This window comes from Burkholderia arboris (genome assembly GCF_902499125.1).
GTDB classification, from domain to species: Bacteria; Pseudomonadota; Gammaproteobacteria; order Burkholderiales; family Burkholderiaceae; genus Burkholderia; species Burkholderia arboris.
In genome coordinates this window covers 49,205-63,603 of sequence record NZ_CABVPX010000006.1, presented here as the reverse complement: position 1 = coordinate 63,603, position 14,399 = coordinate 49,205, and the positions used below count along the sequence as shown (strand labels likewise).

The window sequence follows — 14,399 nt, the reverse complement described above, 5'->3', positions numbered from 1 at the left end:
CTTCGCGTCGTGCTCAACCCCGGCGTTCGAACTGCCGGCGCAACCAGTGCGACATCACCGCTGACGTCACGATCGAATCGAGGATCGCAACGCCGTCGATGCCGCCGACTCCGTCCATGCCAAGCAGGACTGCGGTCAGAAACGCCTATCCGGTCATCGCGCCCGCGCCGATTACCCCCAGCAACACGAGCCGGCATCGTCGTACGCGCATGCCGATCGCGCCCATGATGCCGCCGGCCACGATCGCAGGCAGGACATCGCCGAACCCGAACGACGCGACGCAGATCATCGGCACCCTGCCCGCGCAGAGTGCCCGCGTGTCCCATTGCGGCCCGTGGATGACGGACCACGCAACCAGCATCACGAGCGGCCATGCGAGTGCGGCCATCAACGGGCCGCCGATGGCGAACGACACGCAGCCGGACAAGACCGGACGGGACGTTCGCAACGGCTCGCGAGACGCTCGCTCGGTGATGGCACGCATGGCTGTTTTTGTCGGAATCGGAATGGCGGCCTGCCGGGGTGTATCAAGTCGCCGCGCCATGCCGTCGATCCGGCCCCTTCGCGCGCGACGATACGCAAAAAGCATGGAATAATCGGCCCGCCGAAACGTCTTTTCATCGCGCAGACGCGCGGTTCACGCGAACCGGCCTTTCCTGCGGCCTGCGCGCTGCAAGGAGATTGCAATGAAATCGGCAACGTTGGCCGCGGCGCTGGTCGCGGCGCTGATGCTCGTGCTGTCGGCGGGATGTACGTCGTCGGGCAGCGGCGTGTCGCAAGGACCGGGCATGAGCCGGTACGGCGGCGGCTCCGGAGGGAGCGGAGGCGGTGGCGGTGGCGGAGGCGGCGGCTACTGAAGCGCCGCAGCAATAAACGGGGCGACGCATCGCGCGCAAGCGCCGGAAACCGGCTGCCTCGCGCGCGACACCCCGCCCCGCGGTACGACTTAACGCATCGCCTTCACGTCGGCCGGCGTGACGCTCGCGGGCTGGCCGCCCCACGTCGCGCGCAGGTAATTGGCGAGCTGCGCGAGTTCATCGTCGCTCAGCGTGTGCGCGAAGCCCGGCATCGGCTGCAGGTTTTCGAAGCCGGCGAACTTCTGCTCGCCGATGCCGTCGAGCATCGCGACCAGCAGGTTGCGCGGATCGCCCTGGCGCACCGTCGAGTTGCCGTTCATCGGCACCGCCACGTGCGGCTTGCCTTCGCCGTTGAAGCCGTGGCAGCCCGCGCACACCGCGAGATACACCGAGCGTCCGGCCGCCAGCTGCGCGGCATCGGCCGACACCGGCTTCACCGGTTCCGGCGCGGGCGGCTTGTCGCCAAGCAGGTACACCGACAGCCCGCGCAGGTCGTCCTTCGTCAGGTACTGCGTGCTCAGGTGCACGACCGGATACATCTCGCCGAACGCGGAGCCTTGCGGCGCGATGCCGACGCCGAAGAACGTCTGCAGGTCGGTGCCCGTCCAGCCGCGCGCGGCGAGGCCGGCCGGCGTGATGTCCGGCGCGGCCACGCGGCCGAGCGCGGCACCCGCGAACGGCTTCGCACCGTCGAGCTGGCCCGTGAATGCGCGCGGCGTGTGGCATTCCGCGCAGTGGCCGAGCGCCCCCGCGAGATAGCGGCCGCGCTGCCAGTCGGCGGATTGCCCGGCCGACGCATCCGGCAGGCTGTCCTTCAGGAACACCATGTCCCAGAAAACCATGCCGAAGCGCAGGTTGTACGGGAACTTCAGGTCGTGCGCGCGGTTTTCCTGTGCGACCGGCTTGACCGTCATCAGGTACGCATACATCGCGTCGGCGTCGGCGCGCGTGAGCTGCCGGTACGACGTGTACGGCATCGACGGATACAGGCGCTTGCCGGGCGCCTTGCCGTCGTGCAGCGCGGCGTAGAACTCGTCCGCGCTCCAGTTGCCGATCCCGTGATCCTTGTCGGGCGTGATGTTCGAGCCGTAGAACGTGCCGAACGGCGATTCGAGTGCCGCGCCGCCGGCGAACGGCGCGCCGTCCTTCGCGGTGTGGCACGCCGCACAGTCGGCGGCCTTGACGAGATAGCGGCCGCGCGCGACCTGGTCGGCGCCGGGCGCGCCGGACGCAGCGTTCGAGGCCGGTGCGTCGTGGCCGCCGCATGCGGCGAGCAGCAGCGCGCAGGCCGCTGCGAGTGCGGGCAGGCCCGCAGCCCGCGCGACGCGATGAGCGAGTGTGCGTTTCATGCGGCGTCCTTCACGAGTCCCGGCGTCGTCAGCACCACGTCCTTGACGGCTTCGTAGTAGCGGACATAGCCCGTGCAGCGGCAGATGTGCGCGTCGAGCGCGTCGGTGATCGTGCGTTCGACGTCGGCCTTCGCGATCGGCTCGCGCTTCAGGCGTTCGATCAGCACGGTCGCCGCATTGACGAAGCCCGGCGTGCAGTAACCGCACTGGAAGCTGAAGTGCTCGAGGAATTTCTGCTGGATCGGCGACAGCTCGACCACCTCGCCCGCTTCATTGCGCTTCGCGTGGCCTTCGATCGTGCGGATCGAGCGGCCGTGGAAGAAGTGCGCGCCGGTAATGCAGGTGCGCATTTCCTCGCTCGTGCCGTCCGGCTTGTCGACGATCACGACGCACGCGTGGCAGATGCCCTGCCCGCAGCCGAGCCGCGAACCGGTGAGGCCCGCGTACTCGTGCAGGAACTCGATCATCATCAGCCCTTCCGGCACCTGCATCGGGCCGACGGACTTGCCGTTGATGTTCACCGACAGCGGCTTCTGCTGGAAGCGGACAAGCGGACGCTCGACGGCGGCCGGCGCCGATGCCGATGCCGATGCCGGCGTAGCCGGCGCGGCAGGAACGGATGCCGGTGCGGCCGAAGCCGCCGCCGGCGCGGAAGCGCCGGTCGCAGCCGCGCTGGCGCTCGCGGCCGAAGCCGCGGTTTGGGCGGTCGTCATGCGAGCACCTCCTGAATCTTTTGCGAGGTCACCGGCAGGTCGGTGAAACGATGGCCGATCGCGTGCGCGATGCCGTTCACGATCGCGCCGACGACGGGAATCATCACCACTTCGGCGACGCCCTTCGGCGGATCGGTCTCGGACAGCGGCGGCAACACGTCGCCCGTCTGCGTCCACACGGCGACATCCGACGCGCGCGGCAGCTGGTAACGGTTGAAGTTCCACGTGCCGTTGCCGGGGCCGTCCTCATAGAGCGGCAGGTACTCGTGCAGCGCGTGACCGATGCCCATCGCGAGACCGCCCTGCAACTGGCCCGACACGAGCTGCGGCGAAATCTGGTTGCCGCATTCCATGATCGAGTGGTGCGTGAGCAGCTCGACCTTGCCGGTCGCTTCGTGCACGGCCAGCTCGACGAGCGTGCCGACCGCCGTGTAGTACGTGACGGCCGCGTTGTTGCGGCTCGTCGGCGGGATGAACACGCGCTTGCGGTCCAGCACGCGATAGCCGTTCGCGGTCGGCGCCAGCGTGACGCGCATCGCGGTCGCGCCGGCCGGCGCGGCCGTGCCCGGCACCGGGCCGCTGTCGGCGCCCGTCTTCGGCGCGCCGACGCGCAGCGACAGCGCGTCGATCGGCAAGCGCTCGACCGCACCGCCCACTTCGAACTCGGCTTCGGTCCACTGCCAGCGGTTGAACACGTGCACGGCGGCGCCGGTCGGCAGGCCGAGCGCATGCGCCTGTTTCGCAAGCTGTTCGAACGTCAGCGGCTCGAGGCCGTCGGCGGTCAGCTTGCCGTCGACCCAGCGCGCGTCCTCGATACGGATCGTGTACGGCGCGGCCTGACCGCCGCCGAGGCCGCGCGTCCAGATCGACATCGCGGCCGGCCACAGGCCGTAGCGGAACACCGCACGGGCGGCTTCGCGCGTGCTGTGCGTGAAGTAATACGCCGAGTTCGTCGCGCTCGACGGCGACGCATAGCCCGGCGACCAGCGCGGGTTCGCGCTCAGGCGATCCTGGTCGGCCTGCGACATCAGGTACGGATCGCCGCTCGTCTCGACCGGCAGGTCCGGCCATTCGGTCTGGGCCACGAGCACGTCCGTCGCCGGACGGCCGAGCCATTTCGCGACCGCGACGGCCTGCGACGTCGACATCCCGGTGCCGATCTCGGCCGCCGTGTGCCGCAGTGACACCTTGCCGTTCTCGTCGAACTCGACCTTCGCGAACGACGCTTCCGCGCCCGTGCCGAAATCCTTCTGCACGCACGCGAAGCCGACGCCGTAGCGCTTGCCCGGATGCGCCGCCTCGAATTCGGTCTTGCGCGCGGCACGGCGCGTCCACAGCGGATGCTGCTTCGCGCGCTCCAGCACTTCGTCGACGCGCAGCGCGCCGGCGGGAATCGCACCCTGCGTGTTCTTCATCCCCGAACGCAGCGCGTTGCGCAGACGGAAATCGATCGGGTCGATGTTCAGCTGCGCGGCGATCTCGTCGATCGCCATCTCGGTCGCGGCCATGCTCTGCAGCGTGCCGTAGCCGCGTGCCGAGCCGGCGTCGATCGCGCGCGTCGCGATCGCGACCGAAGCCAGGTCGCTCTTCGGGAAGTAGTAGATCGATTGCGCGGCCGTGGCGCCGACCATCGCGACCGACGGCGAGAAGTTCATGCGGCCGCCGCCGTTCGCCTCGAAGTCGCCCTTGAACGACTGCAGCAGGCCCGTATTGCGGTCGACCGCGATCCGGTAATGCATCTTGAACGCGTGACGCTTCAGCGACGTCTGGAACTGCTCGTAGCGGTCGTTCGCGAAACGTACCGGGCGGCCGTCCGCGTACAGCGCGCAGACGAGGCCGTAGAACGGCACGTTGAAGTGATCCTTCGAGCCGTAGCCGACCGTGTAGCACGGATGCACGAACAGCTTCTTCACCGGGAAGCGGCATTTCGCGACCATCGCGGCCGCGTTCTCCGACACTTCGAGCGGCGACTGCGTCGGCACGACGAGGTGCAGCGACTGCGTCGCGGCGTCGTACCAGCAGTTCGCGTTGTCGGGCTCGAGCGCGGCCGTATCGACCGACTGCGTGTTGTATTCGCGGTCGAACACGAGCCAGTCGGCCGTCGGATGATCGAGCTCGCTGGCGATCTGCCCGGCCAGGAACATGCCCTGCTCGTCCAGCTTGCCGTGTTCCTTGCCGTCCGGCCAGACCGGCAGGTGCTTGCGCATCATGCTCGGGAAGATCGGCGCGTCCTTCAGGCTCGAATAGACGTCGTCGTCATAGGCCGTCTTGCCACCCACGCGCACGTAGCGGAAGGTACCCCACGGATCGCGCTCGAGCGGGCCCGTGACCGCGCCGTAGCGGATCACGTCGTCGCGGAACTTCAACGCGTTCTTCGCGAAACGGAAGCGCGCGAAGTCGTGATAGATGAGGATCGCGACTGCATGGCCGAGATACGCGGGCGTCTTGCCGGCCGGCAACAGCATGTCGTCGCCGTAGAACGCCGGGAACGCGACGCCGTCGCGTGCGAGATCGTCGGCCGTGACCACGCGGTCCGGCTTCAGGTCGTCGCCGAGCAGCGACAGGTCGAAGCCTTCGTACGTGCGGTCGGCCTGCGTGACGCGCAGGATCAGCGCATGCGACTGCTGCTGGGGCCAGTGCGGCATGTCGGCCGCGCGCACGTCGCGGGCGAACACTTTCGAGCCCGTGACCTTCGCGATGCCGTCGATGCGGAATTGGGGGATGCCGGTGACGCTATCCCATTTGACGGGGGTAAGGAGTTTTTCTTCGAAGAGCGCCGCGAATGCGCGGCTGCCCAGGGGCGCGACATACACTGCGACGCCCGCCAGCACGCTGGCTTTCAGAAAACCCCGCCGTGACAGGCCGTGGTTTTTCATTGGGGGGAACCTCCTGATGCGGCTCGGACGGCGATAGGGTGTCGCGGCGTTCGGAGCGGCGCGCATTCTGGCATTGTTTTAGATATATCGCCTATAGTATTTCTCGCATGAAATACTTATTGAATTTCTTATAACGGGATTCAGCCGGGCTGCGGCGGGCGGTCGCGGGCAGCGATTCGTCTGCGTTTAACCCGGATTCGCACGGGCTTTGGCCGTGTCGACCTCACCCGACGAGCACGCGCGCCACGCATTGCAGCCGGTCTCCGGTCGGCCCTCGCGCATCGTTCCGTTCGCAACGATGCTGCCCTCGCGCCGTCGAATGCGCAAGCCTTTCGCAGGCGTGGTTTACGACTAGCGCGCGGCGCGGCCGGCTGCCCCGCGCTGTCTATTTTTCATGGTAATGTCGTGCGCATCCGGCTCGGCCGGTGCTTCCGCCACGTGCCGTGCGGGCGCCGCCAGCCATCCCGACAGCGTGTCGAGGTCAAAAATCATGGCAGTCAGGGCATCTCTCCTGAACTCCGTTCTCGCCACTCCTCCCTCCGGCAACCACCGTGTGACGGCTGCGCTGCGTCCGTCGATGCTCGTGACGCTGTTCGAGGACGTGCGTCCGATGGCGCTGTCCGGGCTCGCGAGCGGCTTCGTCGCGGCCGTGGCGCTGATCCGGCTACAGCAGCTGTGGTGTCTCGCGTGGCTGATCGTCGACGTCGGCCTGCTCGTCGCGCGCCTGTCGATCGCACGGGCCTACGCGGTACGGCGCAACGCCGGCGACGACCGCGCCGAATTCTGGGCGGCGCGCTATGCGCCGGTATCGCTCGTCGCGTGCTTCGTGCTCGGCCTCGGCGTGATGGGCTGCGTGCAGGCCGTCGACGTCGAGCTCGGCACGCTGTCGGTGATGGTTGCGGGCGGCGTGTTCGGCGGCATCGCGTCGCGCAATTCGGCGCTGCCGCGGCTCGCGATGACGCAGGTCGCACTCGGCGTGCTGCCGATCGGCGTCGGCGCACTGCTCGCTCACCGGTCCGGCGCGTGGCTGCTGCTGCCGCCGCTCGCGATCTATCTTGCGGCCATGCGCACGGTCGTCCAGCGCCACTACCGCGTGCTCGTTGCGCTGATCGCCGCGCGCCAGCGCAACGCCGAACTCGTCGCGCGCTTCGACGCCGCCCTGACCTACATGCCGCACGGCCTGTGCATGATCGACGGCGACAGCCGCGTGATCGTCGCCAACCGGCGCACCGCGCAACTGTTCGGCTCGCCGCGCGAAATCATGCTCGATACGCCGCTGCCGGCCGTCGTCGCGGCGCTCGGCACGAACGCCGTGACCGATCCCGGCGGCCTCGGTCTCGCCGCGCAGTGCGACGCGTGGCTGAGCCGCAACGAACCCGGGCCATTCGACATCGCGCTCGTCGACGGCCGCCAGCTCGAACTGACGCGTCACCGCGTGCCGGACGGCAACGCGGTGATCATCGTCGAGGACGTCACCGCGCGCCGCCAGACCGAACAGCACATCCGGCACCTCGCGCGGCACGACGCGTTGACGGGTTTGCCGAACCGCCACGAACTGCATGCAGAGCTCAAGCGGATGCTCGCGCGCCGGCCGCGCCTGCCGAGCCCGGCCTTCGCCGTCATGTATCTCGACCTCGACGGTTTCAAGTCGATCAACGACCGGTGCGGCCACCAGGCCGGCGACGAAGTGCTCACGCAGGTCGCCGAGCGCCTCGGCAAGACGCTGCCGCGCGGCGAGTTCGCCGCGCGTATCGGCGGCGACGAGTTCATCGTCGCGATCGACGACACGACGATGCAGGCGTGCTCGATCCTCGCCGCGCGGATCATCCGGCAGATCTCGGCGCCATACACGCTGTCGATCGGCGAGACCGTCTGCATCGGCATCAGCATCGGCATCGCGCTCGACGACGGGCACGGCTCGCCCGACGAACTGATCCGGCAGGCCGACAGCGCGCTGTACGACGCAAAGTCGGCCGGCAAGGGTATCTACTGCTTCTATTCGAGCGGCAGCCGCCGCATGGCGCCGGCCGCCACAAACTGAGCCGGCGACACTCGTGTCGCCCGCTGGCTCTCCGTCTTTCCCCCGCCTGCCGCATCCTCCTGACGATTCAGTTTCGCAACGCTTTGCGGGTTCGCACGTGGCGCCGCCCGTTCGCGTGTCACGTGACGTGTTCCGTAACACCGCCGTTCGCCACGCAACACGTTGGCCGCAGAAGCCCGCACGATCGACGCAGCGCAAGGCTTTTCATGGTTGGCACTCTTATTGCTCTCTGTCAGGGAAACAGGTTGTCAGGGAGACCCAACATGAATACCGTCGAAGTCCTCAGCCGCAGCGATACCATCGACGAACTGGACGTGATCGACGGCGCATCGCTGATCCGCCGGCTCGTGTCCGAACGCCGCATGCCGGTCACGCGCGAAGCTGCCTGCGTCGACAATCCGCCGCTGACGCTGTACGGCGCGTTTCGCCAGGGCATCGCCGATCACGGCACGCGACGCGCAAATCCGTATCGCGCCGGCAGCCGTTTCTGGGCTCTGTGGGAAGAGGGGCGTCTCGAAGCTGAAACATCGGGACGGTAAACCGGTTACGCGCGCCGGCCCAGTCGCAGCAAGGGACCGGCGCGAAATTCGGCACACGAATGCAGGCGGCCCGCGTGCCGGCATGTGTTCACAGCTGCAACATCCGCGTGGTCTCGCGTGCCGTTCTCGCCGCTCGGGACGAGAAGGTTGATCCGGCCGCCATGCCTTGTCACGTGATCTGCTGAACCCATTGCCTCCGCCAATCCGGCGCTTCGAACGGATCGGAAAAATACTGGGTCTCGTGAACGACCTTGCCGTCGCGGAACGCCATGATGCTGACCGTGCAAGTCGGCCGGCCGTTATAGGTGATCGCGTATTCCGTAACCCATAGATTGCCTTCTCCTTGAATTCGCCTGACGTCGAAACCTGCCGGCTTGCCGGGATGATGACCCCGCAATGCCTGCAGATTCATTCGTCCCAGGATGCGTTCCCCTGACTGCGGATAGTCACAGACGACATCGTCATCGTAAATATCGTGTTCCGCGTCGAGATCGCCGGCCGCCGACGCTTGCCAGTGCGCATTCAGCGCTTCGCGTATTCCCTCTTCCTGCATGGAATGCCTCCGGATACCGTTTCACGCGTGTCGTGGAACACACCCGCCGCCTCCCGTCTCGATGACGTCGAGACTCCACATTGGATGTGCTCTTGAGTGTCCTGGCTCGGGAAAGCAGCGGCCGCCACGTCCTCATGACAGGTAGTGGCCCGCCAGGGCGCGAATGCGCGATCAGATGTCGCGCGTCCGCGGGATGACAACCGCCTGGCCATGCAGTTTGCCGTCCGCGTCGAGAAGTTGCCACAGGGTCGCTTCCTCGATGATGAAGCGCTGGCCTGACTTGGTGACACGCACGCCCTTGTAACCCGTCTCGTAGCCCAGCCGCTGTACGCGTGCCAGGAATTGCTGCCGCTCCTCGCGATTCGGGGCCTCCGCGGAGAGTCGGGACGGAAGTCGGGTGATTTCGTCCCAGCTGTATCCAAAGCGACGCTGCGCGGCCTTGTTGCCGTAAATGAAGAGCGGGTCGGAGTCGGTGTTGTGCGCGAGTACTGCGAACGGGGCCCGCTCGTAAAGCCACGCGGTAGCTTCGTCCGCCGGCACGGCCTCGGGCACCAGCGGGAGACCAAGCAGCCGCGTGTAGCTGTCGGCAAGGAGCTGATAGAACGCTGAACTGCTGTGGAGTGGAATGATCCGAGACATGTCAACGGAGATCGTTGGTCGATGCAATGGGCGAAGACGCTCAGGATATAGCATCTGCAGGTGACGTTTCCTGGTCACCCTGCGTCCACCGGTGGCGTGAGCGGTGTTTGAACAATCGACGGTCAAGCCGTGCGATGCGGACACGCCGCTGTCCGACGTACGGACGCGACCAAGGACCGCTTGTGCGCGCGACCTCCCAACTGCACCACCTCCCTCATGTTCGACACCAGGTGGTTTTGCAACCACCCGGCTCGAACGCGGCCGCATCTTGTTATGTCGACACGACGCCCTTGAAAGGCTGCGGCACCCTGCCCGCCTCCTGACGATCGATCATCCAGCCCGGATACGCGGGCGGTAACGCACTCACTGTGTCCAGACTCGCAAGCTCGTCCGCGGTCAGCACGACATCGACCGCGCCGAGATTGTCTTCGAGCTGCTCGACCCGTTTGGCGCCGACGATGACGCTCGTGACATGCGGTTTCGCCAGCAACCAGGCGAGCGCGATCCGGGCAACCGAGACCCCGTGCGCGTCGGCGATGGAACGCATCGCGGCAACGCACGGCCACGCTCGCTCGAGGTCGACCGGCGGAAAGTCGAAATGGCTGCGTCGCGCGCCTTCCTCGTGGGGCGCACCGGGGCCGAACTTCCCCGAAAGCAGCCCGCCGGCGAGCGGCGACCAGACCAGGAGGCCCATCTGCTCGTCGATCGCGAGCGGCACCAGTTCGCGCTCCACGTCCCGTCCGGCGATGGAATAGTAGGCCTGCAGCGTCTCGAAGCGCGTCGCATGGAGCCCCTGGCTAATGCCGAGCGCCTTGCCGATTTTTCCGGCGCGCCAGTTCGAGACGCCGACATGGCGAACCAGCCCCTGGCGCGTCAGATCGTCGAGCGCCCGCAGTGTCTCTTCGATCGGCGTGACGGAATCGCTGGCGTGTATCTGGTAAAGGTCGATATGGTCGACCTGGAGGCGTTCCAGGCTGCGCTGCACGGAATCCATGATGTGACCGCGCGACGCCCCCTGATCGTTGGGCTTCGTGCCCATCGCGCCGGCCGTCTTGGTCGCCAGCACGATTTCGTTGCGCGGGACGCCGAGGTCCCGGAGCGCCTGTCCGACGAGGCGTTCGGACTGACCGAACGAGTAGATGTCGGCGGTATCGATGAAGTTGATTCCCGCCTCCAGCCCACGGGAAATCAGCCGGGTCGCGTCGCGCCGATCCAGTGCGCCGATCGCCGCCCACATGCCGGCATCCGCGTTGCCACCGAGTGTCATCGTGCCGAGGCACAGCTCCGAGACATACAGGCCGGTGCGGCCCAGTCGCTTGTATTTCATGATCGTTTTCCTTCAGGCTCGGCTGGAAAAATGCGGCGTCGTCCGGTCCGGTGCACGCTGCACGCCAGGACTTCCGTTGATTCAGGACTGCCCGGCCCGAAACTGTCCCGCGATCGTCGCAACGCGTGCGCCATAGCGGCGTGCGGTCTCGAGATCCCCCGGCGACATCTCGTCCGGCGACGCGTCGGCCGGCGTCTGCGCCATCGGCGCGATATAGGAGCCCATGCGGTTCAGGTCGTCGCGCGCCGACGCCTTCAGGTTCGCCGGCTTGATGTCCATGCTCACCCAGATACCCCCGTGCTGCCCGGCCAGCAAAACGAAGTATTCGAGCGTATTGAGCTTGTCGCCGTTGATGCTCGCGCTGTTGGTAAAGCCGCCGAAGATCTTGTTGCGCCACGCGCCGTCGAACCAGGCCTTCGACGACGCATCGGCAAACTTCTTGAACTGCCAGCTGGGCCCGCCCATGTAGGTCGGCGAGCCGAACAGGATCGCGTCGGCACCGGCCAGCGTGTCCCACGCGCCCTCCGCGAGGTTGCCGTCGGCGTCGATGGCGACGAGTACGGCGCCGGCGCCCTCGGCGACCGCCGCGGCCAACCGTTGGGTATGTCCATAGCCGGAGTGGTAGACCACGGCTGTCTTAACCGGAGAAGTGAGTTGCGTCATGGTTGCGCCCTTCCGTTGAGGTTGTCGTCGGGTGACGACGTCGGAAAGCACTCTACTGGGTCACAACTGAGTTATAAATGACGATCGATTGAACGTTCTGTTACTCCGTGGGTGAACAATGCAAAACCTCGATGCGCTTTTGATCTTTGCGCGTGTCGCCGAAATGACGAGCTTCACGCGGGCAGCCGAAAGCCTGGGCATCCAGAAAGGACGTGTCTCGATGGTGATCCGGCAACTCGAGCGCGACGTGGGCGTTGCGCTGCTGCATCGAACGACGCGGAGCGTGCAGTTGACCGACGACGGCCGCGCGTTCTATTCGCGCGCACGGGACCTGCTGGCCGACGTCCAGGCGCTACAATCGATGTTCTCCGGCGACAGCACACGCCTCCGGGGACGGTTGCGCGTCGACATGCCGACCGAGCTGGCACGCAGCGTCGTGGTGCCCGCGCTCCCGCAACTGATGGCGGCACATCCGGAGCTGGAACTGGAGCTGTCGAGCACCGACCGGCGTGTCGACCTCGTGCAGGAAGGATTCGATTGTGTGATCCGCATGGGTCCGATCGTGGACGAAACGCTGATTGCCCGGCCGTTGGGCCGGCTGCGCATGATCAATGCGGCAAGTCCCGCTTATCTGGCGCGGCATGGCGTGCCGCATACGCTCGACGATCTGCTCAGCCAAGGGCACTGCATGGTCCACTACTCGCTGACGCTCGGTGCCAGACATGCCGGCTGGGAATATCCGAGCGGCGACGGCTATGCGACGCTTGCGCTGCCGAGCGCGATGCAGGTCAACAACGTGCAGACCTATCACGCGGCCGGGCTTGCCGGCATCGGGTTGATCCAGGCCGGCTATTCAGGGGTCGCGAATTACGTCGCCAGCGGCGCGCTGGTGGAGGTGCTGCCCGACCTGCGTCCGGAACCGCTCGCCGCGTCGCTCGTCGTGGCCCATCGGCGCAATCTCTCGCCGCGCGTCCGGGCGTTCATGGATTGGATCGAACCGGTATTGGAACCGTATTTCGATTGAGGGCGTGAGAACGGTCGAGGTTGCACGCGCCCGCCGCGCCGCGCGGCCGTCGTTTCCCGATAAGATGGCAGATTCCGTTCATCGAACGACGCTGCCATGACCGCCTCCTCCTCACACCGAAATCCCATTCACTGCGAAATCGATCTCGACGCGCAAGGCAAGCACGCGGGCTACCTGCGGCTGCCGCACTCCGTGCACCGCTCGGCATACGGCTGGCTGCCGATCCCGATCGCGTCGATCCGCAACGGCGACGGCCCCGTCGCGCTCGTGATGGCCGGCAACCACGGCGACGAGTACGAAGGCCAGATCATCGTGTCGCAACTGATGCGCGAGATCGAACCCGAGATGGTCAGCGGGCAACTGATCCTGCTGCCGATGGCGAATTTCCCGGCGGCGGATGCGGGCCTGCGCGTGTCGCCGCTCGACGAAGGCAACCTGAACCGCAGCTTCCCCGGTGACCCGGCCGGCACGCCGACGCAGATGATCGCCCATTACATCGAGCATGCACTGCTGTCGCGCGCGCAGTATCTGGTTGACCTGCATTCGGGCGGCAGTTCGCTGCTGTATCAAGGTGGCAACATGCTCGCGATCGATCCGCTCGACGCCGACGAAGCCGCGAAGCTCAACGGGCTGCTGGTCGCGTTCGGGTTGCAGAATGCGCTGCTGCATGCGCCGAATCCGGTGCATTCGGCGTCGGCCGCGCGCCGGCAAGGCGCGATCTCGATCGTGACCGAACTCGGCGGTGCCGGCATGGCCGATCCGTCGCTGATCCGGCTCGGCCGCCACGGGCTGCTGCACTACCTCGGCTACATCGGCCTGCTGCACGGCGCACTCGTGCCCGACGCGCCGCCAACCGTCACGCGCTTCATGCGCGTCGACGGCGATCGCCATTTCGTCTATGCGTACGAGCGCGGGCTGTATGAGCCGCTCGTCGAACTCGGCGATCAGGTGAAGGCCGGGCAGCCGGCCGCGTGGGTGCATTTCCCCGATACGCCGCTGCGTGAACCGGTGCTGCATCGGTTCAAGGGCGATGGTGAGGTGGTGTGCAAGCGCGTGCCCGCGCAAGTGCAGCGTGGGGATTGCATGTTTCAGTTGGCGGAGTTGTCCACGCCGCCGCGTGTCATCGCGTGATGAATCCGGCAGACGCGTTCGGGAAGATCGGCGTTCGAGGGAATCATTTGACCGGGCCTTCCACTTCCCGACCGCTTCGCCATTGAGGAAAAAGGCCGGCTCGGTCCGTCACTGCCCCTTGTCCATCTAGACACGCACCCGAAGGATTGGAAAGCATCTTCCCGGAATGACGGTCGACGCTTTCTCTCCCACTTTTTCCGCACCCAGCGATAAATAGAATGGCACGGCATTCGGATCTGCTTCGATCACGAAGCACCTGATTCCCCTTTCGGCGGCCTCTTTCCTCAGTTCGGACCATAACGCACGGGCGACGCCCTGCCCCATATGGTCAGGATGAACGAATAGCCACCCGGGGGTAGGCTCATCGGAATCCATCAAGGCTCTCATCCAGAACCCGATTATCTGCTCGTCGGTTTCGGCGACGTAGGCCATTGAGCCTTCGATCATCTCGGGCGTAATCGTCAGATCGGCCTGCCACAGATCCAGCCATTCCCTGGGGTAACCCCAGTGCGCCTTCGAAAGAAAGGCGAGCTGCGTCAGTTGGCCTGCATCCGAAGAGCGGCCGGCGCGTATCACAAACCGTCGGTGCGTCGAATCTCCCATGTCGCGCATTCTAGCGGGCAACATCCGGAAGCGCATCGTGGTCGTGCCCGGTGTTTGCGCGACGAGGTTTCAGGAATGGCCCCG

General features: G+C 66.4%; 14 protein-coding genes. 5 read left to right on the top strand and 9 right to left on the bottom strand.

The window, feature by feature from the left end:
* Nucleotides 1–145: 145 nt before the first annotated feature.
* A complete protein-coding gene (locus BLA15945_RS09435; RefSeq protein ID WP_233464161.1) occupies nt 146–589 on the bottom strand; it encodes a hypothetical protein in 444 nt (147 codons plus the stop codon).
* A gap of 97 nt (nt 590–686) precedes the next feature.
* Between BLA15945_RS09435 and BLA15945_RS09430 the strand changes: the two genes are divergently transcribed.
* Complete coding sequence (locus tag BLA15945_RS09430) at nt 687–857, top strand: hypothetical protein (protein WP_174992145.1); 171 nt, start codon at nt 687–689, stop codon at nt 855–857.
* Nucleotides 858–946: 89 nt separating this feature from the next.
* Here the strand turns inward: BLA15945_RS09430 and BLA15945_RS09425 are convergent, their stop codons facing one another.
* Genes BLA15945_RS09425 through BLA15945_RS09415 form a run of 3 tightly spaced genes read right to left on the bottom strand, consistent with a single transcriptional unit; the run spans nt 947 to nt 5,795 of the window.
* Nucleotides 947–2,206 (bottom strand): cytochrome c, encoded by a 1,260-nt coding sequence (locus BLA15945_RS09425; protein ID WP_174992144.1) that lies wholly within the window; start codon nt 2,204–2,206, stop codon nt 947–949.
* Nucleotides 2,203–2,919: a (2Fe-2S)-binding protein gene (locus tag BLA15945_RS09420; RefSeq protein ID WP_174992143.1), complete on the bottom strand. Its 717-nt coding sequence runs from the start codon at nt 2,917–2,919 to the stop codon at nt 2,203–2,205. Before BLA15945_RS09420 ends, BLA15945_RS09425 begins: the two co-directional genes overlap by 4 nt.
* Nucleotides 2,916–5,795: a xanthine dehydrogenase family protein molybdopterin-binding subunit gene (locus BLA15945_RS09415; protein ID WP_174992142.1), complete on the bottom strand. Its 2,880-nt coding sequence runs from the start codon at nt 5,793–5,795 to the stop codon at nt 2,916–2,918. The genes BLA15945_RS09420 and BLA15945_RS09415 overlap by 4 nt, the downstream gene beginning before the upstream one ends.
* Before the next feature lie 490 nt (nt 5,796–6,285).
* Between BLA15945_RS09415 and BLA15945_RS09410 the strand changes: the two genes are divergently transcribed.
* Both BLA15945_RS09410 and BLA15945_RS09405 read left to right on the top strand, forming a co-directional pair.
* The gene (locus BLA15945_RS09410; protein ID WP_059240519.1) at nt 6,286–7,836 is read left to right on the top strand and encodes a sensor domain-containing diguanylate cyclase; all 1,551 of its coding nucleotides are present in this window, start codon (nt 6,286–6,288) and stop codon (nt 7,834–7,836) included.
* Between the two features lie 263 nt (nt 7,837–8,099).
* Complete coding sequence (locus BLA15945_RS09405; protein WP_059240518.1) at nt 8,100–8,375, top strand: hypothetical protein; 276 nt, start codon at nt 8,100–8,102, stop codon at nt 8,373–8,375.
* A 169-nt stretch (nt 8,376–8,544) separates the two neighbouring features.
* Here BLA15945_RS09405 and BLA15945_RS09400 read toward each other — a convergent pair whose 3' ends face one another.
* The 4 genes from BLA15945_RS09400 to BLA15945_RS09385 all read right to left on the bottom strand — a co-directional run bounded on the left by BLA15945_RS09400 (nt 8,545) and on the right by BLA15945_RS09385 (nt 11,557).
* A complete protein-coding gene (locus BLA15945_RS09400) occupies nt 8,545–8,928 on the bottom strand; it encodes a nuclear transport factor 2 family protein (RefSeq protein ID WP_174992140.1) in 384 nt (127 codons plus the stop codon).
* Nucleotides 8,929–9,099: 171 nt separating this feature from the next.
* Nucleotides 9,100–9,567: an MEKHLA domain-containing protein gene (locus BLA15945_RS09395; RefSeq protein WP_174992139.1), complete on the bottom strand. Its 468-nt coding sequence runs from the start codon at nt 9,565–9,567 to the stop codon at nt 9,100–9,102.
* Nucleotides 9,568–9,838: 271 nt separating this feature from the next.
* The gene (locus tag BLA15945_RS09390; RefSeq protein WP_174992138.1) at nt 9,839–10,894 is read right to left on the bottom strand and encodes an aldo/keto reductase; all 1,056 of its coding nucleotides are present in this window, start codon (nt 10,892–10,894) and stop codon (nt 9,839–9,841) included.
* Between the two features lie 81 nt (nt 10,895–10,975).
* Complete coding sequence (locus tag BLA15945_RS09385; protein ID WP_059240514.1) at nt 10,976–11,557, bottom strand: flavodoxin family protein; 582 nt, start codon at nt 11,555–11,557, stop codon at nt 10,976–10,978.
* Between the two features lie 118 nt (nt 11,558–11,675).
* On the opposite strand from BLA15945_RS09385, the gene BLA15945_RS09380 reads away from it, so the two are divergent.
* Nucleotides 11,676–12,581 carry a LysR family transcriptional regulator gene (locus BLA15945_RS09380; protein ID WP_174992137.1) on the top strand — a complete coding sequence of 302 codons (906 nt, stop codon included), beginning with the start codon at nt 11,676–11,678 and terminating at the stop codon, nt 12,579–12,581.
* Nucleotides 12,582–12,677: 96 nt separating this feature from the next.
* On the top strand, nt 12,678–13,712 hold the full coding sequence (locus BLA15945_RS09375; RefSeq protein ID WP_059240512.1) for a succinylglutamate desuccinylase/aspartoacylase family protein: 1,035 nt from the start codon (nt 12,678–12,680) through the stop codon (nt 13,710–13,712).
* 126 nt (nt 13,713–13,838) lie between these two features.
* Here BLA15945_RS09375 and BLA15945_RS09370 read toward each other — a convergent pair whose 3' ends face one another.
* The gene (locus BLA15945_RS09370; protein ID WP_174992136.1) at nt 13,839–14,315 is read right to left on the bottom strand and encodes a GNAT family N-acetyltransferase; all 477 of its coding nucleotides are present in this window, start codon (nt 14,313–14,315) and stop codon (nt 13,839–13,841) included.
* Between the last annotated feature and the right edge of the window lie 84 nt (nt 14,316–14,399).

What these genes read in the sequence shown, in the direction of transcription:
- BLA15945_RS09435 (WP_233464161.1), bottom strand. Translation starts at nt 589, where the DNA reads ATGCTTTTTGCGTATCGTCGCGCGCGAAGGGGCCGGATCGACGGCATG.
- BLA15945_RS09430 (WP_174992145.1), top strand. Translation starts at nt 687, where the DNA reads ATGAAATCGGCAACGTTGGCCGCGGCGCTGGTCGCGGCGCTGATGCTC.
- BLA15945_RS09425 (WP_174992144.1), bottom strand. Translation starts at nt 2,206, where the DNA reads ATGAAACGCACACTCGCTCATCGCGTCGCGCGGGCTGCGGGCCTGCCC.
- BLA15945_RS09420 (WP_174992143.1), bottom strand. Translation starts at nt 2,919, where the DNA reads ATGACGACCGCCCAAACCGCGGCTTCGGCCGCGAGCGCCAGCGCGGCT.
- BLA15945_RS09415 (WP_174992142.1), bottom strand. Translation starts at nt 5,795, where the DNA reads ATGAAAAACCACGGCCTGTCACGGCGGGGTTTTCTGAAAGCCAGCGTG.
- BLA15945_RS09410 (WP_059240519.1), top strand. Translation starts at nt 6,286, where the DNA reads ATGGCAGTCAGGGCATCTCTCCTGAACTCCGTTCTCGCCACTCCTCCC.
- BLA15945_RS09405 (WP_059240518.1), top strand. Translation starts at nt 8,100, where the DNA reads ATGAATACCGTCGAAGTCCTCAGCCGCAGCGATACCATCGACGAACTG.
- BLA15945_RS09400 (WP_174992140.1), bottom strand. Translation starts at nt 8,928, where the DNA reads ATGCAGGAAGAGGGAATACGCGAAGCGCTGAATGCGCACTGGCAAGCG.
- BLA15945_RS09395 (WP_174992139.1), bottom strand. Translation starts at nt 9,567, where the DNA reads ATGTCTCGGATCATTCCACTCCACAGCAGTTCAGCGTTCTATCAGCTC.
- BLA15945_RS09390 (WP_174992138.1), bottom strand. Translation starts at nt 10,894, where the DNA reads ATGAAATACAAGCGACTGGGCCGCACCGGCCTGTATGTCTCGGAGCTG.
- BLA15945_RS09385 (WP_059240514.1), bottom strand. Translation starts at nt 11,557, where the DNA reads ATGACGCAACTCACTTCTCCGGTTAAGACAGCCGTGGTCTACCACTCC.
- BLA15945_RS09380 (WP_174992137.1), top strand. Translation starts at nt 11,676, where the DNA reads ATGCAAAACCTCGATGCGCTTTTGATCTTTGCGCGTGTCGCCGAAATG.
- BLA15945_RS09375 (WP_059240512.1), top strand. Translation starts at nt 12,678, where the DNA reads ATGACCGCCTCCTCCTCACACCGAAATCCCATTCACTGCGAAATCGAT.
- BLA15945_RS09370 (WP_174992136.1), bottom strand. Translation starts at nt 14,315, where the DNA reads ATGGGAGATTCGACGCACCGACGGTTTGTGATACGCGCCGGCCGCTCT.